The 23,546-nt window shown below is 59.6% G+C and carries 18 protein-coding genes, 4 tRNA genes and 2 rRNA genes; all 24 read left to right on the top strand.

Annotated elements, in window-relative coordinates:
- Positions 1 to 82: ribosomal RNA gene (locus C8K18_RS28995) — 23S ribosomal RNA — on the top strand; the annotation flags it as partial.
- 231 nt (positions 83 to 313) lie between these two features.
- Positions 314 to 427 (top strand): 5S ribosomal RNA (rrf, locus tag C8K18_RS28990).
- A gap of 158 nt (positions 428 to 585) precedes the next feature.
- Positions 586 to 671, top strand: a tRNA-Tyr gene (locus C8K18_RS28985).
- A 41-nt stretch (positions 672 to 712) separates the two neighbouring features.
- Positions 713 to 786: transfer RNA gene (locus C8K18_RS28980), tRNA-Gly, on the top strand.
- Positions 787 to 802: 16 nt separating this feature from the next.
- Positions 803 to 877, top strand: a tRNA-Thr gene (locus C8K18_RS28975).
- A 63-nt stretch (positions 878 to 940) separates the two neighbouring features.
- Complete coding sequence (gene tuf / locus C8K18_RS28970) at positions 941 to 2,131, top strand: elongation factor Tu (RefSeq protein WP_012434572.1); 1,191 nt, start codon at positions 941 to 943, stop codon at positions 2,129 to 2,131.
- 66 nt (positions 2,132 to 2,197) lie between these two features.
- Positions 2,198 to 2,273 (top strand) — tRNA-Trp (locus C8K18_RS28965).
- 35 nt (positions 2,274 to 2,308) lie between these two features.
- Positions 2,309 to 2,689 (top strand): preprotein translocase subunit SecE, encoded by a 381-nt coding sequence (gene secE, locus C8K18_RS28960; RefSeq protein ID WP_015003929.1) that lies wholly within the window; start codon positions 2,309 to 2,311, stop codon positions 2,687 to 2,689.
- 1 nt (position 2,690) lies between these two features.
- A complete protein-coding gene (gene nusG, locus C8K18_RS28955) occupies positions 2,691 to 3,248 on the top strand; it encodes a transcription termination/antitermination protein NusG (RefSeq protein ID WP_007180147.1) in 558 nt (185 codons plus the stop codon).
- A 161-nt stretch (positions 3,249 to 3,409) separates the two neighbouring features.
- A complete protein-coding gene (gene rplK / locus C8K18_RS28950; RefSeq protein ID WP_007180146.1) occupies positions 3,410 to 3,841 on the top strand; it encodes a 50S ribosomal protein L11 in 432 nt (143 codons plus the stop codon).
- Positions 3,842 to 4,540 carry a 50S ribosomal protein L1 gene (gene rplA / locus C8K18_RS28945; RefSeq protein ID WP_006053278.1) on the top strand — a complete coding sequence of 233 codons (699 nt, stop codon included), beginning with the start codon at positions 3,842 to 3,844 and terminating at the stop codon, positions 4,538 to 4,540.
- A gap of 300 nt (positions 4,541 to 4,840) precedes the next feature.
- Positions 4,841 to 5,344 carry a 50S ribosomal protein L10 gene (gene rplJ / locus C8K18_RS28940; protein WP_006053279.1) on the top strand — a complete coding sequence of 168 codons (504 nt, stop codon included), beginning with the start codon at positions 4,841 to 4,843 and terminating at the stop codon, positions 5,342 to 5,344.
- A 63-nt stretch (positions 5,345 to 5,407) separates the two neighbouring features.
- The gene (gene rplL / locus C8K18_RS28935; RefSeq protein WP_029972178.1) at positions 5,408 to 5,782 is read left to right on the top strand and encodes a 50S ribosomal protein L7/L12; all 375 of its coding nucleotides are present in this window, start codon (positions 5,408 to 5,410) and stop codon (positions 5,780 to 5,782) included.
- A gap of 369 nt (positions 5,783 to 6,151) precedes the next feature.
- Positions 6,152 to 10,258, top strand: a complete 4,107-nt coding sequence (gene rpoB / locus C8K18_RS28930; RefSeq protein WP_029972179.1) for a DNA-directed RNA polymerase subunit beta — start codon at positions 6,152 to 6,154, stop codon at positions 10,256 to 10,258.
- A gap of 21 nt (positions 10,259 to 10,279) precedes the next feature.
- The gene (rpoC, locus tag C8K18_RS28925; RefSeq protein WP_107710648.1) at positions 10,280 to 14,518 is read left to right on the top strand and encodes a DNA-directed RNA polymerase subunit beta'; all 4,239 of its coding nucleotides are present in this window, start codon (positions 10,280 to 10,282) and stop codon (positions 14,516 to 14,518) included.
- A gap of 201 nt (positions 14,519 to 14,719) precedes the next feature.
- The gene (recQ, locus tag C8K18_RS28920; protein ID WP_029972181.1) at positions 14,720 to 16,567 is read left to right on the top strand and encodes a DNA helicase RecQ; all 1,848 of its coding nucleotides are present in this window, start codon (positions 14,720 to 14,722) and stop codon (positions 16,565 to 16,567) included.
- A gap of 222 nt (positions 16,568 to 16,789) precedes the next feature.
- Positions 16,790 to 17,170: a 30S ribosomal protein S12 gene (rpsL, locus tag C8K18_RS28915; protein WP_006053290.1), complete on the top strand. Its 381-nt coding sequence runs from the start codon at positions 16,790 to 16,792 to the stop codon at positions 17,168 to 17,170.
- Between the two features lie 181 nt (positions 17,171 to 17,351).
- Entirely contained in the window at positions 17,352 to 17,822 is a 471-nt protein-coding gene (rpsG, locus tag C8K18_RS28910; protein ID WP_006053291.1) for a 30S ribosomal protein S7, read from the top strand.
- A 133-nt stretch (positions 17,823 to 17,955) separates the two neighbouring features.
- The gene (fusA, locus tag C8K18_RS28905) at positions 17,956 to 20,058 is read left to right on the top strand and encodes an elongation factor G (RefSeq protein WP_029972182.1); all 2,103 of its coding nucleotides are present in this window, start codon (positions 17,956 to 17,958) and stop codon (positions 20,056 to 20,058) included.
- 47 nt (positions 20,059 to 20,105) lie between these two features.
- Positions 20,106 to 21,296: an elongation factor Tu gene (gene tuf, locus C8K18_RS28900; RefSeq protein ID WP_012434572.1), complete on the top strand. Its 1,191-nt coding sequence runs from the start codon at positions 20,106 to 20,108 to the stop codon at positions 21,294 to 21,296.
- A gap of 144 nt (positions 21,297 to 21,440) precedes the next feature.
- Positions 21,441 to 21,752, top strand: a complete 312-nt coding sequence (gene rpsJ / locus C8K18_RS28895) for a 30S ribosomal protein S10 (RefSeq protein WP_006998489.1) — start codon at positions 21,441 to 21,443, stop codon at positions 21,750 to 21,752.
- A gap of 201 nt (positions 21,753 to 21,953) precedes the next feature.
- Positions 21,954 to 22,613: a 50S ribosomal protein L3 gene (gene rplC, locus C8K18_RS28890; RefSeq protein ID WP_029971245.1), complete on the top strand. Its 660-nt coding sequence runs from the start codon at positions 21,954 to 21,956 to the stop codon at positions 22,611 to 22,613.
- Positions 22,613 to 23,233, top strand: a complete 621-nt coding sequence (gene rplD, locus C8K18_RS28885) for a 50S ribosomal protein L4 (protein WP_007180136.1) — start codon at positions 22,613 to 22,615, stop codon at positions 23,231 to 23,233. Before rplC ends, rplD begins: the two co-directional genes overlap by 1 nt.
- A complete protein-coding gene (gene rplW, locus C8K18_RS28880; protein WP_007180135.1) occupies positions 23,230 to 23,544 on the top strand; it encodes a 50S ribosomal protein L23 in 315 nt (104 codons plus the stop codon). The genes rplD and rplW overlap by 4 nt, the downstream gene beginning before the upstream one ends.
- The last annotated feature ends 2 nt before the right edge of the window (positions 23,545 to 23,546 follow it).

Below are 23,546 nucleotides of genomic sequence, written 5' to 3'. Positions count from 1 at the left end.
ACCAGGACGTTGATAGGTCAGGTGTGTAAGCGCAGTAATGCGTTCAGCTAACTGATACTAATTGCCCGTAAGGCTTGATCCTATAACAGGTGTGTCTCGACCAGCGTTAGCGCTTTGGCGCTTACACTGGTCCGATCCCCGAAGGGGATGCGCTGGAACTCCCCGCCAGGGAGAACAGGACGCACGGTTGAGTGATCGATGTTGTGCCTCGAACAACACAGCCCAAACAGCTTTACCCTGGTGAGCATCACCAGAAACTACTTCTTCCAGATTGGCTGTACTGCTCCCTGAGCGCTACAGCAACCCGTCAAAGCCTGATGACCATAGCGAGTCGGTCCCACCCCTTCCCATCCCGAACAGGACCGTGAAACGACTCCACGCCGATGATAGTGCGGATTACCCGTGTGAAAGTAGGTAATCGTCAGGCTCCCCAGCAGTGTCAGAAACCCCACCCCGCAAAGGTGGGGTTTCTGCGTTTACGGTAGTGCTAAAAACACTGCGTATAAGTGAGAGCATTTGGGTTTGGAACAGTCGACTAACTCTTGACATCGAGCGGTTGTTCCCCCATAATCATCAGTTCTCTGCGGAGGGGTGCCCGAGTGGCTAAAGGGGGCAGACTGTAAATCTGTTGGCTTACGCCTACGTTGGTTCGAATCCAACCTCCTCCACCAGAATGCAAGTTGCAGCAGTTGTTGGGAATCCATGGGTCCTTGCGGGTGTAGCTCAATGGTAGAGCAGAAGCCTTCCAAGCTTACGACGAGGGTTCGATTCCCTTCACCCGCTCCAGCAATATAGAAGTAGCGCCCATGTGGCTCAGTGGTAGAGCACTCCCTTGGTAAGGGAGAGGTCGGCAGTTCGATCCTGCCCATGGGCACCAGAAGTACTCGGTGATTGTTTGCGCCCGGCGCAACGTACGGATAAATCCTCTTAGGAGTCGAAAATGGCCAAGGGTAAGTTTGAGCGGACCAAGCCGCACGTGAACGTCGGCACGATCGGTCACGTTGACCACGGCAAGACCACGCTGACGGCAGCGATCACGACGGTTCTGACGCAGAAGTTCGGCGGCGAAGCGAAGGCATACGACCAGATCGACGCGGCGCCGGAAGAAAAGGCGCGTGGCATCACGATCAACACGGCACACGTCGAGTACGAAACGGCTAACCGCCACTACGCACACGTCGACTGCCCGGGCCACGCTGACTATGTGAAGAACATGATCACGGGCGCAGCGCAGATGGACGGCGCAATCCTGGTGTGCTCGGCCGCTGACGGCCCGATGCCGCAAACGCGTGAGCACATCCTGCTGGCGCGTCAGGTTGGCGTGCCGTACATCATCGTGTTCCTGAACAAGTGCGACATGGTGGACGACGCCGAGCTGCTGGAGCTGGTCGAGATGGAAGTGCGCGAGCTTCTGTCGAAGTACGACTTTCCGGGCGACGACACGCCGATCATCAAGGGTTCGGCCAAGCTGGCGCTGGAAGGCGACAAGGGCGAGCTGGGCGAAGTGGCGATCATGAACCTGGCCGACGCGCTGGACACGTACATCCCGACGCCGGAGCGCGCAGTGGACGGCGCGTTCCTGATGCCGGTGGAAGACGTGTTCTCGATCTCGGGTCGCGGCACGGTGGTCACGGGTCGCGTTGAGCGCGGCGTCGTGAAGGTCGGCGAGGAAATCGAAATCGTCGGTATCAAGCCGACGGTGAAGACGACCTGCACGGGCGTGGAAATGTTCCGCAAGCTGCTCGACCAGGGTCAGGCAGGCGACAACGTCGGTATCCTGCTGCGCGGCACCAAGCGCGAAGACGTGGAACGTGGCCAGGTGCTGGCCAAGCCGGGTTCGATCAACCCGCACACGCACTTCACGGCTGAAGTGTACGTGCTGAGCAAGGACGAAGGCGGCCGTCACACGCCGTTCTTCAACAACTACCGTCCGCAGTTCTACTTCCGTACGACGGACGTGACGGGCTCGATCGAGCTGCCGAAGGACAAGGAAATGGTCATGCCGGGCGACAACGTGTCGATCACGGTGAAGCTGATCAACCCGATCGCGATGGAAGAAGGTCTGCGCTTCGCCATCCGTGAAGGTGGCCGTACCGTTGGCGCAGGTGTCGTTGCCAAGATTCTCGAGTAACGCCAGATAGTTCTCTCGTTAATCTGTAGTTTCGGGGTTGGCGGTGTCGTCAACCCCAAATGGTTTAGGGGTATAGCTCAACTGGCAGAGCGTCGGTCTCCAAAACCGAAGGTTGGGGGTTCGATTCCCTCTGCCCCTGCCAACTCTCGCGTCAAATTGACGCTTCGTTAAGGTGTTATGGCGAATCCTTCCGTCGAAACTGTAAATACATCCGGCGACAAGCTGATGCTCGTCGCGGGCGTATTGCTAGTCTTGGCCGGGTTCGTGGGGTTCTTCTGGCTTAACGGTCAGGAATGGTACGTCCGCGGAGCCGCCTTGGCTGTTGGTGCAATCGCGGGTGTTGCAGTCGGTCTTCTATCCGCGCCTGGCAAGGGTTTCATCGCTTTCGCCAAAGATTCGTACAAGGAAGTCCGCAAGGTTGTCTGGCCGACTCGCAAAGAGGCTACTCAGACAACGTTGGTGGTGTTTGGCTTCGTGTTTGTGATGGCGATCTTTCTTTGGGTTAGCGATAAATCCATCGAATGGGCGATTTTCTCGGTGATTCTGGGTTGGAAATGATATGAGCGATACTCCGGCATCTCCGAGCGGCAAACGTTGGTACGTCGTGCACGCCTACTCCGGCATGGAGAAGAGCGTGCAACGCGCGCTTCAGGAGCGCATCGAACGCGCCGGCATGCAAGACCAGTTTGGCCAGATCCTCGTCCCGACCGAAGAGGTTGTCGAGGTGAAGGGTGGTCACAAGTCGGTGACCGAACGTCGTTTCTTCCCGGGCTACGTGCTCGTGGAAATGGAAATGACGGATGAAACGTGGCACCTCGTGAAGAACACCGCGAAGGTCACGGGTTTCGTAGGTGGTGCGCGTAATCGCCCGAGTCCGATTTCCCCGCGGGAAGTCGAGAAGATCATGTCGCAGATGCAGGAAGGCGTGGAAAAGCCGCGTCCAAAGACCCTGTTCGAGGTCGGCGAGATGGTCCGGGTAAAGGACGGTCCTTTCACCGATTTCAACGGCAGCGTCGAAGAAGTGAACTACGAAAAGTCGCGCGTCCGTGTATCCGTTACGATCTTCGGCCGTGCAACGCCGGTTGAGTTGGAATTCGGCCAAGTCGAGAAGTTGTAATCCAGAATTCTGCGGAGCGCGCCTATCGGCGCGTTTCGCACTTCGCGCTTACGGTCCGCGTAATGACCGTTGAGGAGCGTAAGTAGCCGGATTCTGGTGAACGCGCGCTACTACTCACTGAACGTTCGCAGCCAATGCGACGTTCCAACGAGGTTTTCAACATGGCAAAGAAAATCATCGGCTTTATCAAGCTGCAGATTCCTGCAGGTAAAGCCAACCCGTCGCCGCCGGTCGGTCCGGCACTGGGCCAACGTGGCCTGAACATCATGGAGTTCTGCAAGGCGTTTAACGCGCAGACTCAAGCTCTGGAACCGGGTCTGCCGATTCCGGTCGTGATCACCGCGTTCGCTGACAAGAGCTTCACGTTCGTCCTGAAGACGCCGCCGGCAACGGTTCTGATCAAGAAGGCAGCGAAGATCGACAAGGGTTCGAGCAAGCCGCATACCGACAAGGTCGGCAAGATCACCCGCGCTCAAGCTGAAGACATCGCCAAGACCAAGATGCCCGATCTGACGGCAGCTGATCTGGACGCAGCGGTTCGTACGATCGCTGGTAGCGCCCGCTCGATGGGCATCACCGTGGAGGGCGTGTAAATGGCTAAGCTTTCGAAGCGTCTGCAAGCATTTGCAGCAAAGGTTGACCGTCAGAAGCTGTACCCGATCGACGACGCTTTGTCGCTCGTGAAGGAATGCGCAAGCGCGAAGTTCGATGAGTCGATCGACGTCGCTGTGCAACTCGGCATCGACGCAAAGAAGTCGGATCAAGTGGTCCGCGGTTCGGTCGTTCTGCCTGCAGGTACGGGCAAGTCGGTGCGCGTGGCAGTGTTCGCGCAAGGCGAAAAGGCTGAGCAGGCTCGCGCAGCAGGCGCTGAAGTCGTCGGTATGGAAGACCTGGCTGAACAAGTCAAGGCCGGCAATCTGGACTTCGACATCGTGATCGCTTCGCCGGACACGATGCGTGTTGTCGGTACGCTCGGTCAGATCCTCGGCCCGCGCGGCCTGATGCCGAACCCGAAGGTCGGTACGGTCACGCCGGACGTCGCGACTGCGGTGAAGAACGCCAAGGCTGGTCAGGTGCAATTCCGTGTCGACAAAGCGGGTATCATCCACGCCACGATTGGCCGCGCTTCGTTCGAGCCGACGGCTCTGCGTAGCAATCTGAGCGCGCTCATCGACGCACTGCAAAAGGCCAAGCCGGCAACGAGCAAGGGCGTGTATCTGCGTAAAGTCGCTCTGTCGAGCACGATGGGTGTCGGCGTTCGCGTCGATCAGGCATCGCTCGCGGCACAGTAAGTAATTCATCGCCTCGATGAAAATCGGGGCGGTTTATGGGCTTTGGGCGGTTGTGAGGTGGCAGTTCGCATCAAGCAACCGGTTGTCAAAGACCGTTGGCGGGCACGCAGCAGGTAGGCGGACCCTTAATGCAAAGCCAACGCAGATGGCGAACCCGAAAAAGTTTTGTAGTGATGAAACCGGTTGGCATCCGCAGCAATGCGTGTGTCGGGCGGTCGAAATACTCCTGACTGGTCGGACGCCGTTATTGAACGCGGTACACAAGGCGCACGCCGCGTGTATCGAATCTGGAGGTTAACCGTGCCACTCAACAAAGAAAGCAAGCAGGCCGTCGTCGCTGAGGTTGCCGCGCAAGTCGCGAAAGCCCAGACCGTGGTTCTGGCTGAGTATCGTGGGATCACGGTTGGCGATCTGACCAAGCTGCGCGCGAAAGCGCGTGAGCAACAGGTCTACCTTCGCGTGTTGAAGAACACGCTGGCGCGTCGCGCTGTCGAAGGTACGCCGTTCGCTCCGCTGGCAGAGCAGATGACTGGCCCCCTGATCTACGGCATCTCGGAAGATGCAATTGCTGCTGCTAAGGTCGTCAATGACTTCGGCAAAAGCAATGACAAGTTGGTCATCAAGGCTGGTTCCTACGAAGGCAAGGTGATGGACAAGGCTGGCGTGCAAGCGCTGGCAAACATCCCGAGCCGCGAAGAACTGCTCTCCAAGCTGTTGTACGTTATGCAAGCACCTGTTTCTGGCTTTGCGCGCGCTCTGGCCGCGCTGGCAGAAAAGAAACAAGGCGAAGAAACCGCTGCGTAATGTACTTCAGTCGAGCGTGATTGATCGCTGGCTGTATCCGAATTCAATTTAGGAGTATTTCAAATGGCAATCGCAAAAGATGACATCCTCGAGGCAGTAAGCTCGATGTCGGTTCTGGAACTGAACGAACTGGTCAAGGCGTTCGAAGAAAAGTTTGGCGTGTCGGCAGCTGCTGTTGCAGTGGCAGGCCCGGCAGGCGGCGGCGCTGCTGCTGCAGCTGAAGAGCAAACCGAATTCACGGTCAACCTGGTTGACGTTGGCGCGAACAAGGTTTCCGTCATTAAGGCAGTTCGTGAACTGACGGGTCTCGGCCTGAAGGAAGCGAAGGACCTGGTCGACGGCGCACCGAAGCCTGTTAAGGAAGCGGTACCGAAGGCTGCTGCAGAAGAAGCCAAGAAGAAGCTGGAAGAAGCCGGCGCGAAAGCTGAAATCAAGTAAGTTTCAGCGCGCTGTGCGAAGGCTGGCGGTTTTTCACCGCCGGCCTTTTTGTGCTTTGTGGGGGACGCGTTTTTGCCTCGCTGTACGGCAATAATGTGACTCCCAGAAGCCAAAGAAAACCGCCTATCGGCAACATTGACCGGCGCTTCTCTTTGTCTTCTGAAGCGACTGCAGAAGGCAAGTTTGGTCGGGTAGCGGGCAACATAGGCATCCGCTGCCGTCAGCCAGCGGTTGGTAGCGGCCAACCACCAAGCTTCTAGGCTCGTTCAAGCCATCGGACGGCCATCGGGTCTCAGTCGGTGAACACTCGGGTTGTCTCATCAAGGTATCCTGCCTCGACAACAATGCCCGCCGTGATTCGGAGATCGTATGCAATATTCCTTCACCGAGAAGAAGCGCATTCGTAAGAGTTTTGCGAAGCGCCCCATCGTTCACCAAGTACCTTTCCTGCTGGCTACCCAGCTTGAATCATTCAGCACGTTTCTGCAAGCAGACACGCCGTCTACGCAGCGCAAGCCGGAAGGCCTGCAGGCTGCGTTCACATCCGTTTTCCCGATCGTTTCGCACAACGGGTTCGCACGTCTTGAGTTCGTCAGCTACATGCTGTCGCCGCCGGCATTCAACATCAAGGAATGTCAGCAGCGCGGTTTGACGTACTGCTCGGCGCTGCGCGCGAAAGTGCGTCTGGTGCTGCTCGATAAAGAATCGCCGAGCAAGCCGGTCGTCAAGGAAGTGAAGGAACAGGAAGTGTACATGGGCGAAATTCCGCTCATGACGCCGACGGGTTCGTTCGTCATCAACGGTACGGAGCGTGTGATCGTTTCGCAGCTGCACCGTTCGCCTGGCGTGTTCTTCGAACACGACAAGGGCAAGACGCACAGCTCGGGCAAGCTTCTGTTCTCGGCACGTATCATTCCTTACCGCGGTTCGTGGCTCGACTTCGAGTTCGACCCGAAGGACGTGCTGTACTTCCGCGTCGACCGTCGCCGCAAGATGCCGGTCACGATCCTGCTGAAGGCAATCGGCCTGACGCCGGAACAGATCCTCGCAAACTTCTTCGTGTTCGATAACTTCACGCTGATGCCGGAAGGCGCGCAGATGGAGTTCGTGCCGGAGCGTCTGCGTGGCGAAGTCGCGCGCTTCGACATCACGGACCGTGACGGCAACGTGATCGTCCAGAAGGACAAGCGGATCAACGCAAAGCACATCCGCGACCTGGACAACGCGAAGACCAAGTTCATCTCGGTCCCGGAAGACTATCTGCTCGGCCGCGTGCTGGCGAAGAATGTCGTCGACGGCGACACGGGTGAAGTCATCGCCAACGCGAACGACGAAATCACCGAAACCGTCCTCGAGAAGCTGCGCGAGTCGAAGATCAAGGACATTCAGACGCTCTACACGAACGATCTGGACCAGGGCCCGTACATCTCGTCCACGCTGCGTATCGACGAAACCGCGGACAAGATGGCCGCGCGCATCGCGATCTACCGCATGATGCGTCCGGGCGAACCGCCGACCGAAGAAGCGGTCGAGGCGCTGTTCAACCGTCTGTTCTACAGCGAAGACGCATACGACCTGTCCAAGGTGGGCCGTATGAAGTTCAATCGTCGCGTGGGCCGCGACGAGATCATCGGACCGATGACGCTGCAAGACGACGACATCCTCGCCACGATCAAGATCCTGGTCGAGCTGCGTAACGGCAAGGGCGAAGTGGACGACATCGACCACTTGGGCAATCGTCGTGTGCGTTGCGTCGGCGAACTGGCGGAAAACCAGTTCCGCGCAGGTCTCGTGCGTGTCGAACGTGCTGTCAAGGAACGCCTCGGCCAGGCCGAAAGCGAAAACCTGATGCCGCACGACCTGATCAACTCGAAGCCGATTTCGTCGGCGATTCGCGAGTTCTTCGGTTCGTCGCAGCTGTCGCAGTTCATGGACCAGACCAACCCGCTGTCGGAAATCACCCACAAGCGCCGTGTTTCGGCACTTGGCCCGGGCGGTTTGACGCGTGAGCGCGCTGGCTTTGAAGTCCGCGACGTGCATCCGACGCACTACGGTCGTGTGTGCCCGATTGAAACGCCTGAAGGTCCGAACATCGGCCTGATCAACTCGCTGGCTCTGTACGCGCACCTGAACGAATACGGCTTCCTCGAAACGCCGTATCGCAAGGTCGTGGACAGCAAGGTGACGGATCAGATCGACTATCTGTCGGCGATCGAAGAAGGCCGTTACGTGATCGCTCAGGCGAATGCGGCCGTGGCTGAAGACGGCTCGCTGACCGACGAACTGGTGTCGTCGCGTGAAGCCGGCGAAACGCTGATGGTCACGCCGGACCGCATCCAGTACATGGACGTGGCGCCGTCGCAGATCGTGTCGGTGGCAGCATCGCTGATTCCGTTCCTCGAGCACGACGACGCGAACCGCGCGTTGATGGGCTCGAACATGCAGCGTCAGGCTGTGCCATGTCTGCGTCCTGAAAAGGCCGTGGTCGGTACGGGTATCGAGCGCACGGTGGCGGTCGACTCGGGCACGACGGTTCAGGCATTCCGCGGCGGTGTGGTCGACTATGTCGACGCAGGCCGTATCGTGATTCGCGTGAACGACGAGGAAGCGGTGGCTGGCGACGTCGGTGTCGACATCTACAACCTGATCAAGTACACGCGTTCGAACCAGAACACGAACATCAACCAGCGTCCGATCGTGAAGGTCGGCGACAAGGTTTCGCGTGGCGACGTGCTGGCTGACGGCGCATCGACGGATCTTGGCGAACTGGCTCTCGGCCAGAACATGCTGGTCGCGTTCATGCCGTGGAATGGCTACAACTTCGAAGACTCGATTTTGATCTCTGAGAAGGTGGTGGCCGACGACCGTTACACGTCGATCCACATCGAAGAACTGAACGTCGTGGCTCGCGACACGAAGCTCGGACCGGAAGAAATCACGCGCGACATTTCGAACCTCGCTGAAGTGCAACTTGGCCGTCTCGACGAGTCGGGCATCGTGTACATCGGCGCGGAAGTCGAAGCAGGCGACGTGCTGGTCGGCAAGGTCACGCCGAAGGGCGAAACCCAGTTGACGCCGGAAGAAAAGCTGCTGCGCGCGATCTTCGGTGAAAAGGCTTCGGACGTGAAGGACACGTCGCTGCGCGTGCCGTCGGGCATGAGCGGCACGGTCATCGACGTACAAGTGTTCACGCGTGAAGGCATTCAGCGCGACAAGCGTGCGCAGCAAATCATCGACGATGAACTGAAGCGCTACCGCCTCGACCTGAACGACCAGCTGCGCATCGTGGAAGGCGACGCGTTCCAGCGTCTCGCACGTATGCTGACCGGCAAGGTCGCGAACGGCGGTCCGAAGAAGCTCGCGAAGGGTACGAAGATCGAACAGGCTTACCTGGAAGATCTCGACCATTACCACTGGTTCGACATCCGCCTCGCGGACGAAGAAGCAGCGGCACAGCTCGAAGCTATCAAGGACTCGATCGAACAGAAGCGTCACCAGTTCGATCTGGCGTTCGAAGAAAAGCGCAAGAAGCTCACGCAAGGCGACGAACTGCCGCCGGGCGTGTTGAAGATGGTCAAGGTGTATCTGGCAGTCAAGCGCCGCCTGCAGCCTGGCGACAAGATGGCCGGCCGCCACGGTAACAAGGGTGTCGTGTCGAAGATCGTCCCGATCGAAGACATGCCGTACATGGCCGACGGCCGTCCGGCTGACGTCGTTCTGAACCCGCTCGGCGTGCCGTCGCGGATGAACGTGGGTCAGGTTCTCGAAGTGCATCTGGGTTGGGCCGCGAAGGGTCTCGGCTGGCGTATCGGCGAAATGCTGCAGCGCCAGGCGAAGATTGCTGAATTGCGCGAATTCCTGACCAAGATCTACAACGAGTCGGGCCGCGCCGAAGAGCTGGACAGCTTCACCGACGAGGAAATCGTCGAACTGGCGAAGAACCTGCGCGAAGGCGTGCCGTTCGCGACGCCGGTGTTCGACGGCGCGACGGAAGAAGAAATGTCGCGCGCGCTGGATCTGGCTTTCCCGGACGACATCGCGAAGAACCTGGGCATGACGCCGTCGAAGAATCAGGTGCGGCTGTACGACGGCCGCACGGGCGAAATGTTCGAACGTACGGTGACGGTCGGCTACATGCACTATCTGAAGCTGCACCACCTGGTCGACGATAAGATGCACGCGCGTTCCACGGGCCCGTACTCGCTCGTGACGCAGCAGCCGTTGGGCGGTAAGGCGCAGTTCGGTGGCCAGCGTTTCGGTGAAATGGAAGTGTGGGCGCTCGAAGCGTACGGTGCATCGTACGTGCTGCAGGAAATGCTGACGGTGAAGTCGGACGACGTGACAGGCCGGACCAAGGTGTACGAGAACCTGGTCAAGGGCGATCACGTGATCGATGCAGGCATGCCGGAATCCTTCAACGTGCTGGTGAAGGAAATCCGCTCGCTCGGTATCGATATCGACCTCGACCGCAACTAATCGGACTACTGGAGAGAAGCGATGAAAGCTTTGCTCGATCTATTCAAGCAAGTCCAACAACCTGAAGTTTTTGACGCGATCAAGATCGGTCTGGCCTCGCCGGACAAGATCCGTTCGTGGTCTTTCGGTGAAGTGAAGAAGCCGGAAACCATCAACTACCGGACGTTCAAGCCGGAACGCGATGGTCTGTTCTGCGCGAAGATTTTCGGGCCGATCAAAGACTACGAATGCCTTTGCGGCAAGTACAAGCGCCTGAAGCATCGTGGCGTGATCTGCGAGAAGTGCGGCGTCGAAGTGACGCTCGCCAAGGTGCGTCGTGAACGGATGGGCCACATTGAGCTGGCCTCGCCGGTCGCGCACATCTGGTTCCTGAAGTCGCTGCCGTCGCGTCTGGGCATGGTGCTCGACATGACGCTGCGCGACATCGAACGCGTGCTGTACTTCGAAGCGTATGTGGTGATCGACCCGGGCATGACGCCGCTGAAAGCGCGGCAGATCATGACCGAAGAGGATTACTACAACAAGGTCGAAGAGTACGGTGACGAATTCCGTGCCGAGATGGGCGCGGAAGGCGTTCGCGAACTGCTGCGTGCGATCAACATCGACGAACAGGTCGAGATGCTCCGCACCGAACTCAAGAACACGGGTTCGGAAGCGAAGATCAAGAAGTACGCGAAGCGCCTGAAGGTGCTCGAGGCATTCCAGCGTTCGGGCATCAAGCCTGACTGGATGGTGCTCGAAGTGCTGCCGGTGCTGCCGCCGGAACTGCGTCCGCTGGTGCCGCTGGATGGCGGCCGCTTCGCGACGTCGGACCTGAACGACCTGTATCGCCGCGTGATCAACCGTAACAACCGGTTGAAGCGTCTGCTCGAACTGAAGGCGCCTGAAATCATCGTCCGCAACGAAAAGCGGATGCTGCAGGAAGCCGTCGATTCGCTGCTCGACAACGGTCGTCGCGGTAAGGCAATGACCGGCGCGAACAAGCGTCCGCTGAAGTCGCTCGCTGACATGATCAAGGGTAAGGGCGGTCGTTTCCGTCAGAACCTGCTCGGTAAGCGCGTTGACTATTCCGGCCGTTCGGTGATCGTGGTCGGCCCGACGCTCAAGCTGCATCAGTGCGGTTTGCCGAAGCTGATGGCGCTCGAACTGTTCAAGCCGTTCATCTTCAACAAGCTCGAAGTGATGGGTGTCGCTACCACCATCAAGGCTGCGAAGAAGGAAGTCGAGAACCAGACACCGGTGGTGTGGGACATCCTCGAAGAGGTGATCCGCGAACATCCGGTCATGCTGAACCGCGCGCCGACGCTGCACCGTCTTGGCATTCAGGCTTTCGAGCCGGTGCTGATCGAAGGTAAGGCGATCCAGCTGCATCCGCTCGTTTGCGCGGCGTTCAACGCCGACTTCGACGGTGACCAGATGGCTGTTCACGTTCCGCTGTCGCTCGAAGCGCAGATGGAAGCGCGCACGCTGATGCTGGCGTCGAACAACGTGCTGTTCCCGGCTAACGGCGATCCGTCGATCGTGCCGTCGCAGGATATCGTGCTCGGTCTGTACTACGCGACCCGTGAAGCAGTGAACGGCAAGGGCGAAGGCCTGACGTTCACGGGCGTCTCGGAAGCGCTGCGTGCCTACGAGAACAAGGAAGTCGAGCTTGCCTCGCGCGTCAACGTGCGGATCACCGAAATGGTCCACAACGAAGACAAGTCGGAAGGCGCGCCGGCATTCGTGCCGAAGATCACGCTGTACCCAACGACCGTCGGCCGCGCAATCCTGTCGGAGATTCTTCCGCCGGGCCTGCCGTTCTCGGTGCTGAACAAGCCGCTGAAGAAGAAGGAAATCTCGCGCCTCATCAACACCGCATTCCGCAAGTGCGGTCTGCGCGAAACGGTGATTTTCGCCGACCAGTTGATGCAGTCGGGTTTCCGTCTGGCAACGCGCGCTGGTATTTCGATCTGCGTGGACGACATGCTCGTGCCGCCGCAGAAGGAAACCATCGTCGGCGACGCTGCGAAGAAGGTGAAGGAATACGACCGTCAGTACATGTCGGGTCTCGTCACGTCGCAAGAGCGCTACAACAACGTGGTCGACATCTGGTCGGCAACGTCGGAAGCGGTCGGCAAGGCGATGATGGAGCAGCTCTCGACGGAGCCGGTGGTCGATCGCGACGGCAACGAAACGCGTCAGGAGTCGTTCAACTCCATCTACATGATGGCGGACTCGGGTGCTCGTGGTTCCGCGGTTCAGATTCGTCAGCTGGCCGGTATGCGTGGCCTGATGGCGAAGCCGGACGGCTCGATCATCGAGACGCCGATTACGGCGAACTTCCGCGAAGGCCTGAACGTGTTGCAGTACTTCATCTCGACCCACGGCGCACGTAAGGGTCTGGCTGATACGGCACTGAAGACGGCGAACTCCGGTTACCTGACGCGACGTCTCGTCGACGTGACGCAGGATCTGGTGGTGGTCGAGGACGATTGCGGTACGTCCAACGGCGTCGCCATGAAGGCGTTGGTCGAAGGCGGTGAAGTCGTCGAAGCTCTGCGTGACCGTATTCTGGGTCGCGTGGCGGTGGCTGACGTCGTCAATCCGGAATCGCAGGAAACGCTGTACGAATCGGGCACGCTGCTCGACGAAGACGCGGTCGAGGAAATCGAACGCCTCGGCATCGACGAAGTGCGTGTGCGTACGCCGCTGACTTGCGAAACGCGTTACGGTCTGTGCGCAGCCTGCTATGGCCGCGACCTGGGCCGTGGCTCGCTCGTGAACGTCGGCGAAGCGGTTGGCGTGATCGCCGCTCAGTCGATTGGCGAGCCGGGCACGCAGCTGACCATGCGTACGTTCCACATCGGTGGCGCGGCGTCGCGTGCGGCAGTGGCTTCGTCGGTTGAAGCCAAGTCGAACGGTACGGTGCGTTTCACGTCGACGATGCGTTACGTCACCAACGCGAAGGGCGAGCAGATCGTCATTTCGCGTTCGGGCGAAGCGATGATCACCGACGACCACGGTCGCGAGCGCGAACGTCACAAGGTGCCGTACGGCGCGACGCTGTTGCAACTGGACGGCGCGCAGATCAAGGCCGGCACGCAACTGGCGACGTGGGACCCGATGACGCGTCCGATCATCACCGAGTACGGCGGTACGGTGAAGTTCGAGAACGTCGAAGAAGGCGTGACGGTTGCGAAGCAGATCGACGATGTGACGGGGCTCTCCACGCTCGTCGTGATCGACGTGAAGCGTCGCGGTTCGCAAGCCGCGAAGACGGTGCGTCCGCAGGTCAAGCTGCTCGACGCGAACGGCGAGGAAGTCAAGATCCCGAACACCGAGCACTCGGTGCAGATCGGCTTCCAGGTCGGCGCTCTGATCACTGTGAAGGACGGTCAGCAAGTGCAGGTCGGTGAAGTGCTCGCACGTATCCCGACTGAATCGCAGAAGACGCGTGACATTACCGGCGGTCTGCCGCGTGTGGCGGAACTGTTCGAAGCACGTTCGCCGAAGGACGCAGGTATCCTGGCGGAAGTCACGGGTACGACGTCGTTCGGTAAGGACACGAAGGGCAAGCAGCGTCTCGTTATCACGGACCTCGAGGGCAACCAGCACGAGTTCCTGATCGCGAAGGAAAAGCAGGTTCTGGTTCACGATGGTCAGGTCGTCAACAAGGGCGAAATGATCGTGGACGGACCTGCCGATCCGCACGACATCCTGCGTCTGCAGGGCGTCGAGGCGCTGTCGCGCTACATCGTGGACGAAGTGCAGGACGTGTACCGTCTGCAAGGCGTGAAGATCAACGACAAGCACATTGAAGTGATTGTTCGTCAGATGCTGCGCCGCGTGCAGATTACGGACAACGGCGATACGCGCTTCATCCCGGGCGAACAGGTCGAGCGGTCGGATATGCTCGACGAAAACGACCGTATGATCGCGGAAGACAAGCGTCCGGCAACGTACGAAAACGTGCTGCTCGGTATCACGAAGGCCTCGTTGTCGACCGATTCGTTCATCTCGGCGGCGTCGTTCCAGGAAACGACCCGCGTGCTGACCGAAGCGGCGATCATGGGCAAGCGCGACGACCTGCGCGGTCTGAAGGAAAACGTGATCGTCGGCCGTCTGATTCCGGCCGGTACGGGTCTCGCGTTCCACAAGGCGCGCAAGAGCAAGGAACTGTCCGACCGCGAGCGTTTCGATCAGATCGCAGCGGAAGAGTCGTTCGAATTCGGTACGCCGGAAACCCCGGCCGCCGAACAGCAGCACTCAGGCGAGTAAGTCCCGGCGGCGTAAGCCGCTTGGGGCTCTAGCCAGCGAAGCCGCTCAGTTTCGACTGAGCGGCTTTTTTTTATGCGCCTTTTTGCCGCGCGACGTCGCCGATTCCTAGCCCGGATGGCTAACGTTGTCGCAAAGCGCGGGCGCAGCACGAATGCGTTGGTAAAATTCGTGTCACCGCTTTACGCCGCCTCTCTCAAATTCATGTCCCGTCCGCTCGAAATCCTCAACGAAGTTTTTGGTTACCCCGCGTTCAGAGGACAGCAAGGCGAAATTGTCGAGCACGTCGCCGGCGGCGGTGACTGTCTCGTGCTGATGCCAACGGGCGGCGGCAAATCGCTGTGCTATCAGATTCCGTCGCTGGTGCGCCGCGAAGGCGGCTTCGGCACGGGCATCGTGGTGTCGCCACTGATCGCGCTGATGCAGGACCAGGTGGCTGCGCTCACCGAAGTCGGTGTGCGCGCGGCGTACCTGAACTCGACGCTCTCCAGCGCCGAGGCGATGGCTACCGAACGCGCGCTGCGCGACGGCGAGATCGACTTGCTCTACGTGGCACCCGAGCGCCTGATGACGCCGCGATTCCAGGAACTGCTGGAACGCACGCGCATCGGGCTTTTCGCCATCGACGAAGCGCATTGCGTGTCGCAATGGGGGCACGACTTCCGGCCGGAATACATTCAGCTTTCCGTGCTGCACGAGCGTTTCCCGAACGTACCGCGCATTGCGCTGACGGCGACCGCGGACGCCATCACGCGCGACGAAATCATTCATCGTCTCGCGCTCGACGACGCTCGCATTTTCGTCTCGAGCTTCGATCGACCGAACATTCGTTATCGGATCGTCGAAAAAGACAACGCGCGCACGCAGTTGCTCGACTTTATCCGCGCGGAACACACGCGAGCCGACGGCACGACCGACGCTGGCGTCGTCTATTGTCTGTCGCGGCGCAAGGTCGAAGAGACGGCCGAGTGGCTCAAGGAAAAGGGCATGCGCGCGCTGCCGTATCACGCCGGCATGGAATTCGAAACGCGCCAGAAGCATCAGGAGATGTTCCAGCGCGAGGAAGGCATTGTGATGTGCGCGACGATCGCGTTCGGTATGGGTATCGACAAGCCGGACGTGCGGTTCGTCGCTCACCTCGATTTGCCGAAGAGCGTCGAAGGGTATTACCAGGAAACCGGCCGCGCGGGCCGCGACGGCATGCCGGCCAATGCGTGGATGGCCTACGGCCTCGGCGACGTCGTGCAGCAGCGCAAGATGATCGACGAATCGGACGCCGACGACGCGCACAAACGCGTCCAGACCGGCAAGCTCGATGCGCTGCTCGGCCTGTGCGAGGCGGCGACGTGCCGGCGCGTGCGGCTTCTGGCGTATTTCGGCGAATCGAGCAAGCCTTGCGGTAACTGCGACAATTGTCTCGAGCCGCCCGCCACATGGGACGCGACGCGCGAGGCGCAAATGGCGCTGTCGTGCGTGTTCCGGGCGCAGCGGGCGAGCGGTTTTCACTTCGGCGCCGGCCACCTGATAGACATTCTGCGCGGCAACCGGAGCGAAAAAATCGTTCAGCGCGGTCATGAGAAGCTGACCACGTTCGGCATTGGCGCGGCGCTCGGCGAGCCGGAGTGGCGCGCGGTGTTTCGACAGCTCGTGGCGTTCGGCTATCTGACGGTCGACCACGAGGGCTTCGGCTCGCTCGTCCTGACCGAGGCGAGCAAGCCCGTTCTGAAAGGCGAACAGAACGTGACGATGCGCCGCTATGTGAAGCCGACGCGCACGCGTCAGTCGTCCGGACGAACCAGCGAGCGCGCGGACCCGACCATCGGAATGGGGCCGCGCGAGCGGGCGCGCTGGGAGCGTTTGCGCACCTGGCGCACGGAAACCGCGAAGAGCGACGGCGTGCCCGCCTATGTGATCTTCCACGACGCGACACTCGCGGAGATCGCGCGCAACGGCCCAGACTCGATCGAGGACTTGCGAGGCATTCCAGGCATGGGCGCGCGCAAGCTGGACCGTTTCGGGGACGAACTGCTCGAAGTCGTCGCCGCGGACTAAGCCGTCCGCGGTCGCCGCAACAGGTCCACAGGTCTGCGAAACATTGCAACCTGTTGACTCGCTTAGTATTTTCGGAATATTATGCTAGGTTCCGGTTCTTGGGATGCTTGCGCGCGGACTCTGTTCGCGCGCTCGCGGTCGCAGCCGGAAGTTCGATGCGCAGTCGTTTTCGCTTTGCCCGAAAACAGATGCGTCGATTTTGTTCAATTTCAGGAATAGACAATGCCAACCATCAATCAACTGGTTCGCAAAGGCCGCACGTCGGAAACGACGAAGAGCAAGAGCCCGGCCTTGCAGGACTGCCCCCAGCGTCGCGGCGTGTGCACCCGTGTGTACACCACGACGCCTAAGAAGCCGAACTCGGCACTTCGTAAGGTCGCGAAGGTGCGCCTCACGAACGGTTTCGAAGTTATTTCGTACATCGGTGGTGAAGGCCACAACCTGCAGGAACACTCGGTCGTGCTGATTCGCGGCGGCCGTGTGAAGGACTTGCCGGGTGTGCGTTACCACATGGTTCGCGGCTCGCTGGATACCCAGGGCGTCAAGGATCGTAAGCAGGCTCGCTCGAAGTACGGTGCGAAGCGTGCCAAGGCTGGCAAGTAATTCGCCGGTCAGCAGCAGTTCAGGTCGCCTGCAAAGGCGGTAATAGCGGTGGTGCCGGAATCGCCGGTGCTGTCGAGTAAGTGGTCACCCGACCAGGCTGGTAAGTCGTAAGAGATGAATCGGGTTAGTTGGTGGCCGCGGGGCTAAAAGTAGCTCCAACTGAAAAGTTAAAGGAAGAAACATGCCGCGTCGTCGCGAAGTCCCCAAGCGGGAAGTGTTGCCGGATCCGAAGTTCGGTAACGTAGATGTAGCTAAGTTCATGAACGTGCTGATGCTGTCCGGCAAGAAGTCTGTTGCCGAGCGCATCGTGTACGGCGCTTTCGAACAGATCCAGACCAAGGGTGGCAAGGACCCGCTGGAAGTGTTCACGGTAGCGCTCAACAACGTCAAGCCGGTGGTCGAAGTGAAGAGCCGCCGCGTTGGTGGTGCGAACTATCAGGTTCCGGTCGAAGTGCGTCCATCGCGTCGTATGGCATTGGCGATGCGTTGGCTGCGTGAAGCCGCGAAGAAGCGCAGCGAGAAGTCGATGGCCCTGCGTCTGGCAGGTGAACTCTCCGAAGCGGCCGAAGGCCGTGGCGGCGCAATGAAGAAGCGCGACGAAGTTCACCGGATGGCAGAAGCCAACAAGGCGTTCTCGCATTTCCGTTTCTAAGCTTCCCGCATCGGGTTAGCAGAAACAACGGAAAGAAATTCCGGGCGGGTGCGCTTACAAAGCGCCTCGCCCGTTTGTGTTACAGCGCGATGGGTATTTTTCTCGCATCGCGTTATCCCAATAGAGGATCAAAGTGGCTCGCAAGACACCTATCGAGCGCTACCGTAACATCGGTATTAGCGCTCACATCGACGCCGGCAAAACGACGACGACCGAGCGCATCCTGTTCTATACCGGCGTGAACCACAAGATTGGTGAAGTTCACGACGGCGCTGCGACCATGGACTGGATGGAGCAGGAGCAGGAACGCGGCATCACGATCACGTCGGCTGCTACGACGGCGTTCTGGAAGGGCATGGCCGGCGATCGCGCTGAGCACCGCATCAACATCATCGACACCCCGGGTCACGTCGACTTCACGATTGAAGTCGAGCGCTCCATGCGCGTGCTCGACGGCGCGTGCATGGTGTACTGCGCTGTGGGCGGCGTGCAGCCGCAATCGGAAACGGTTTGGCGTCAGGCTAACAAGTACAAGGTTCCCCGTCTCGCGTTCATCAACAAGATGGACCGTACCGGCGCGAACTTCTTCAAGGTTTACGACCAGCTGAAGCTGCGTCTGAAGGCAAACCCGGTTCCGGTCGTGGTGCCTATCGGCGCGGAAGAAAACTTCACGGGCGTCGTCGACCTGATGAAGATGAAGGCGATCATTTGGGACGACGCGTCCCAGGGCACCAAGTTCTCGTACGAAGAAATCCCGGCTGAACTCCTCGATTCGTGCAACGAATGGCGCGAGAAGATGATCGAAGCGGCCGCTGAGTCGAGCGAAGAATTGATGAACAAGTACCTGGAAGAGGGCGAGCTCTCCGAAGCGGAAATCATCAAGGGTCTGCGCGACCGTACGATCGCTTGCGAAATCCAGCCGATGCTGTGCGGCACCGCGTTCAAGAACAAGGGCGTGCAGCGTATGCTGGACGCGGTTCTGGACTTCCTGCCGTCGCCGATCGACATTCCGCCGGTTACGGGCGAACTGGAAAACGGCGAGAAGGGCGAGCGCCGTGCTGCCGACGACGAGAAGTTCTCGTCGCTGGCATTCAAGATCATGACCGACCCGTTCGTCGGCCAGCTGATCTTCTTCCGTGTGTACTCGGGCGTCGTCAATTCGGGCGACACGGTGCTGAACGCGACCAAGGACAAGAAGGAACGTCTCGGCCGTATTCTGCAGATGCACGCGAACCAGCGCGAAGAAATCAAGGAAGTGCGCGCGGGCGACATCGCCGCGGCAGTCGGCCTGAAGGAAGCGACGACGGGCGACACGCTGTGCGATCCGCAACACCCGATCGTCCTCGAGCGCATGATTTTCCCGGAACCGGTGATCTCGCAGGCTGTTGAGCCGAAGACGAAGCCTGACCAGGAAAAGATGGGTCTGGCACTGAACCGTCTGGCTCAGGAAGATCCGTCGTTCCGCGTCCAAACGGACGAAGAATCGGGCCAAACCATTATTTCGGGCATGGGCGAGCTCCACCTCGAAATTCTGGTTGACCGTATGAAGCGCGAATTCGGCGTGGAAGCAACTGTCGGCAAGCCGCAGGTTGCGTACCGCGAAACGATTCGCGGCAAGGCGGAAGACGTTGACGGCAAGTTCGTCAAGCAGTCGGGTGGTCGCGGCCAGTACGGTCACGCGGTCATCACGCTCGAGCCGAACGAGCAAGGCAAGGGCTACGAGTTCCTGGACGAGATCAAGGGCGGTGTGATTCCGCGTGAATACATCCCGGCAGTCGACAAGGGTATCCAGGAAACGCTGAAGGCTGGCGTGCTGGCGGGCTTCCCGGTCGTTGACGTGAAGGTTCACCTGACGTTCGGTTCGTACCACGACGTCGACTCGAACGAAAATGCATTCCGCATGGCCGGTTCGATGGCGTTCAAGGAAGCAATGCGCAAGGCTCAACCGGTCATCCTCGAACCGATGATGGCTGTTGAAGTCGAAACGCCTGAAGACTACATGGGCAACGTGATGGGCGACCTGTCGGGTCGTCGCGGCATCGTGCAGGGCATGGACGACATGGTTGGCGGCGGCAAGATCGTCCGCGCAGAAGTTCCGCTGTCGGAAATGTTCGGCTACTCGACGTCGCTGCGTTCGCTGACCCAGGGTCGTGCAACGTACACGATGGAGTTCAAGCACTACGCTGAAGCACCGCGTAATGTGTCGGAAGCGATCATCAACGCCAAGTCGAAGTAATCGCGCGGCAAGTCATTCAACGATTAACTTTTTGAAAGAAGAGAAACATGGCTAAAGGTAAATTCGAACGGACCAAGCCGCACGTGAACGTCGGCACGATCGGTCACGTTGACCACGGCAAGACCACGCTGACGGCAGCGATCACGACGGTTCTGACGCAGAAGTTCGGCGGCGAAGCGAAGGCGTACGACCAGATCGACGCGGCGCCGGAAGAAAAGGCACGTGGCATCACGATCAACACGGCACACGTCGAGTACGAAACGGCTAACCGCCACTACGCACACGTCGACTGCCCGGGCCACGCTGACTATGTGAAGAACATGATCACGGGCGCAGCGCAGATGGACGGCGCAATCCTGGTGTGCTCGGCCGCTGACGGCCCGATGCCGCAAACGCGTGAGCACATCCTGCTGGCGCGTCAGGTTGGCGTGCCGTACATCATCGTGTTCCTGAACAAGTGCGACATGGTGGACGACGCCGAGCTGCTGGAGCTGGTCGAGATGGAAGTGCGCGAGCTTCTGTCGAAGTACGACTTTCCGGGCGACGACACGCCGATCATCAAGGGTTCGGCCAAGCTGGCGCTGGAAGGCGACAAGGGCGAGCTGGGCGAAGTGGCGATCATGAACCTGGCCGACGCGCTGGACACGTACATCCCGACGCCGGAGCGCGCAGTGGACGGCGCGTTCCTGATGCCGGTGGAAGACGTGTTCTCGATCTCGGGTCGTGGCACGGTGGTCACGGGTCGCGTTGAGCGCGGCGTCGTGAAGGTCGGCGAGGAAATCGAAATCGTCGGTATCAAGCCGACGGTGAAGACGACCTGCACGGGCGTGGAAATGTTCCGCAAGCTGCTCGACCAGGGTCAGGCAGGCGACAACGTCGGTATCCTGCTGCGCGGCACGAAGCGCGAAGACGTGGAACGTGGCCAGGTGCTGGCCAAGCCGGGTTCGATCAACCCGCACACGCACTTCACGGCTGAAGTGTACGTGCTGAGCAAGGACGAAGGCGGCCGTCACACGCCGTTCTTCAACAACTACCGTCCGCAGTTCTACTTCCGTACGACGGACGTGACGGGCTCGATCGAGCTGCCGAAGGACAAGGAAATGGTCATGCCGGGCGACAACGTGTCGATCACGGTGAAGCTGATCAACCCGATCGCGATGGAAGAAGGTCTGCGCTTCGCTATCCGTGAAGGCGGCCGTACCGTCGGCGCAGGTGTCGTTGCCAAGATTCTCGAGTAAAATCGCGGATTGACGTTTTAGCAGTAAAGCTTTTGCAGTAAGTGGTGCCCGGAGCCGGGCGCCCGCTTCCGGCGGGCATCCGGCTCTACGCTCTTTTATCGTCTGGCGGTGCAATACCGCCTCGCTCTTTTCCAAGGAATTGTCATGCAGAACCAGAAAATCCGCATTCGCCTGAAGGCTTTCGACTATCGCCTGATCGATCAATCGGCTGCTGAGATCGTCGACACCGCGAAGCGGACTGGCGCAATCGTTCGTGGTCCGGTGCCGCTGCCGACCCGTATTCAACGCTTCGACATCCTGCGTTCGCCGCACGTCAACAAGACGTCGCGCGATCAGCTCGAAATCCGTACGCACCAACGCCTGATGGACATCGTCGATCCGACGGACAAGACCGTTGACGCACTGATGAAGCTGGACCTGCCGGCTGGCGTGGACGTCGAAATCAAGCTGCAATAAGGCCCTTGGGCCGCACCCGGCCCGCCGGGTAACGCTAAGTCTTTGATTGCTTGCGGAAAACGAAAAGCCTCGCTATAATGCAAGGCTTTTCGCGCATTGGCGCAAAAAAGTCGGTGTGCTGCAGCGTGAATTCACGCCCGAAACGGCACCGGCATTTTGTAAATTAGCCCCGACCAATCGCAGTCGGGAATGGAGAAAACGATGAGCCTTGGACTCGTAGGTCGCAAGGTTGGCATGACCCGTATCTTCACGGCAGAAGGGGATTCGATTCCCGTTACCGTGCTGGACGTGTCCGACAACCGCGTGACGCAGATCAAGACTGTTGAAACCGACGGCTACACGGCCGTGCAGGTTGCATTCGGTACGCGCCGTGCATCGCGTGTGACGAAGCCGTTGGCCGGTCATCTCGCCAAAGCCGGTGTTCAAGCCGGTGAAATCCTCAAAGAATTCCAGATCGATGCCGCTAAGGCTGCCGAGTTGTCGAACGGCGCCGTGGTCGGTCCTGATCTGTTCGAAGTGGGCCAGAAGGTCGACGTGCAAGGCGTGTCGATCGGTAAGGGCTACGCCGGTACCATCAAGCGTTACAACTTCGCATCCGGCCGTGCATCGCACGGTAACTCGCGCTCGCACAACGTGCCGGGTTCGATCGGTATGGCGCAGGATCCGGGTCGTGTTTTCCCGGGTAAGCGCATGACCGGTCATATGGGTGACGACACGGTAACGGTGCAAAACCTCGAAATCGCTCGTATCGACGCTGACCGCAACCTGTTGCTGGTCAAGGGCGCCGTTCCGGGTGCGAAGGGTGGCAAGGTATTCGTTACGCCGGCCGTGAAGACGCGTGCCGTGAAAGGAGCGAAATAATGGAACTTAAGCTCCTGAATGCCAATGGTCAGGAAGGTGCAGGCGTTAGCGCGTCGGACGTCGTGTTCGGCCGCGATTACAACGAAGCCCTGATTCACCAGGTCGTGGTGGCGTATCAAGCGAATGCCCGTAGCGGCAACCGCGCGCAGAAGGACCGTGAGCAAGTCAAGCACACGACCAAGAAGCCGTGGCGCCAGAAGGGTACGGGCCGCGCCCGTGCCGGTATGTCGTCGAGCCCGTTGTGGCGCGGCGGTGGCCGGATCTTCCCGAATTCGCCGGAAGAAAACTTTTCGCACAAGGTCAACAAGAAGATGCATCGCGCAGGTCTCTGCTCGATCTTCTCGCAGCTGGCCCGCGAAGGCCGTATCTCGGTGGTTGACGAGCTGACGCTCGAAGCGCCGAAGACCAAGCTGCTGGCCGAAAAATTCAAGGCGATGGGTCTCGACTCCGTGCTGGTGATTACCGACACGGTTGACGAAAACCTGTACCTCGCGTCGCGCAACCTCGCCCACGTGGCGGTTGTCGAGCCGCGTTACGCCGACCCGCTGTCGCTGATCTACTTCAAGAAGATCCTGATCACGAAGGCTGCGGTCGCCCAGATCGAGGAGTTGCTGTCATGAGCGAGATTCGCAAAAACGATCATCGTTTGATGCAGGTCCTGCTCGCGCCGGTGATCTCCGAAAAGGCGACGCTGGTGGCCGACAAGAACGAGCAAGTCGTGTTCGAAGTCGCGCCCGATGCCACGAAGCAGGAAGTGAAAGCTGCAGTCGAGCTGCTGTTCAAGGTGGAAGTCAATTCCGTCAACGTGCTGGTCTCGAAGGGCAAAGCCAAGCGCTTTGGCCGTTTCATGGGCAAGCGCAAAGACGTGAAGAAGGCGTACGTCTGCCTGAAGCCCGGCCAGGAAATCAACTTTGAAGCGGAGGCCAAGTAATC

It is taken from the genome of Paraburkholderia sp. GV068 (assembly GCF_003058125.1).
Lineage (GTDB): Bacteria > Pseudomonadota > Gammaproteobacteria > Burkholderiales > Burkholderiaceae > Paraburkholderia > Paraburkholderia graminis.
Note: the sequence above shows the minus strand (reverse complement) of the source record. Positions and strands in the feature narration are given on the sequence as shown.

Coding starts and splice junctions, on each gene's coding strand:
- tuf (WP_012434572.1), top strand. CDS start 941: ATGGCCAAGGGTAAGTTTGAGCGGACCAAGCCGCACGTGAACGTCGGC.
- rplD (WP_007180136.1), top strand. CDS start 22,613: ATGGAACTTAAGCTCCTGAATGCCAATGGTCAGGAAGGTGCAGGCGTT.
- tuf (WP_012434572.1), top strand. CDS start 20,106: ATGGCTAAAGGTAAATTCGAACGGACCAAGCCGCACGTGAACGTCGGC.
- rplC (WP_029971245.1), top strand. CDS start 21,954: ATGAGCCTTGGACTCGTAGGTCGCAAGGTTGGCATGACCCGTATCTTC.
- rplL (WP_029972178.1), top strand. CDS start 5,408: ATGGCAATCGCAAAAGATGACATCCTCGAGGCAGTAAGCTCGATGTCG.
- secE (WP_015003929.1), top strand. CDS start 2,309: ATGGCGAATCCTTCCGTCGAAACTGTAAATACATCCGGCGACAAGCTG.
- rplK (WP_007180146.1), top strand. CDS start 3,410: ATGGCAAAGAAAATCATCGGCTTTATCAAGCTGCAGATTCCTGCAGGT.
- nusG (WP_007180147.1), top strand. CDS start 2,691: ATGAGCGATACTCCGGCATCTCCGAGCGGCAAACGTTGGTACGTCGTG.
- recQ (WP_029972181.1), top strand. CDS start 14,720: ATGTCCCGTCCGCTCGAAATCCTCAACGAAGTTTTTGGTTACCCCGCG.
- rpsL (WP_006053290.1), top strand. CDS start 16,790: ATGCCAACCATCAATCAACTGGTTCGCAAAGGCCGCACGTCGGAAACG.
- rplW (WP_007180135.1), top strand. CDS start 23,230: ATGAGCGAGATTCGCAAAAACGATCATCGTTTGATGCAGGTCCTGCTC.
- rpoC (WP_107710648.1), top strand. CDS start 10,280: ATGAAAGCTTTGCTCGATCTATTCAAGCAAGTCCAACAACCTGAAGTT.
- rpoB (WP_029972179.1), top strand. CDS start 6,152: ATGCAATATTCCTTCACCGAGAAGAAGCGCATTCGTAAGAGTTTTGCG.
- rpsJ (WP_006998489.1), top strand. CDS start 21,441: ATGCAGAACCAGAAAATCCGCATTCGCCTGAAGGCTTTCGACTATCGC.
- rpsG (WP_006053291.1), top strand. CDS start 17,352: ATGCCGCGTCGTCGCGAAGTCCCCAAGCGGGAAGTGTTGCCGGATCCG.
- rplA (WP_006053278.1), top strand. CDS start 3,842: ATGGCTAAGCTTTCGAAGCGTCTGCAAGCATTTGCAGCAAAGGTTGAC.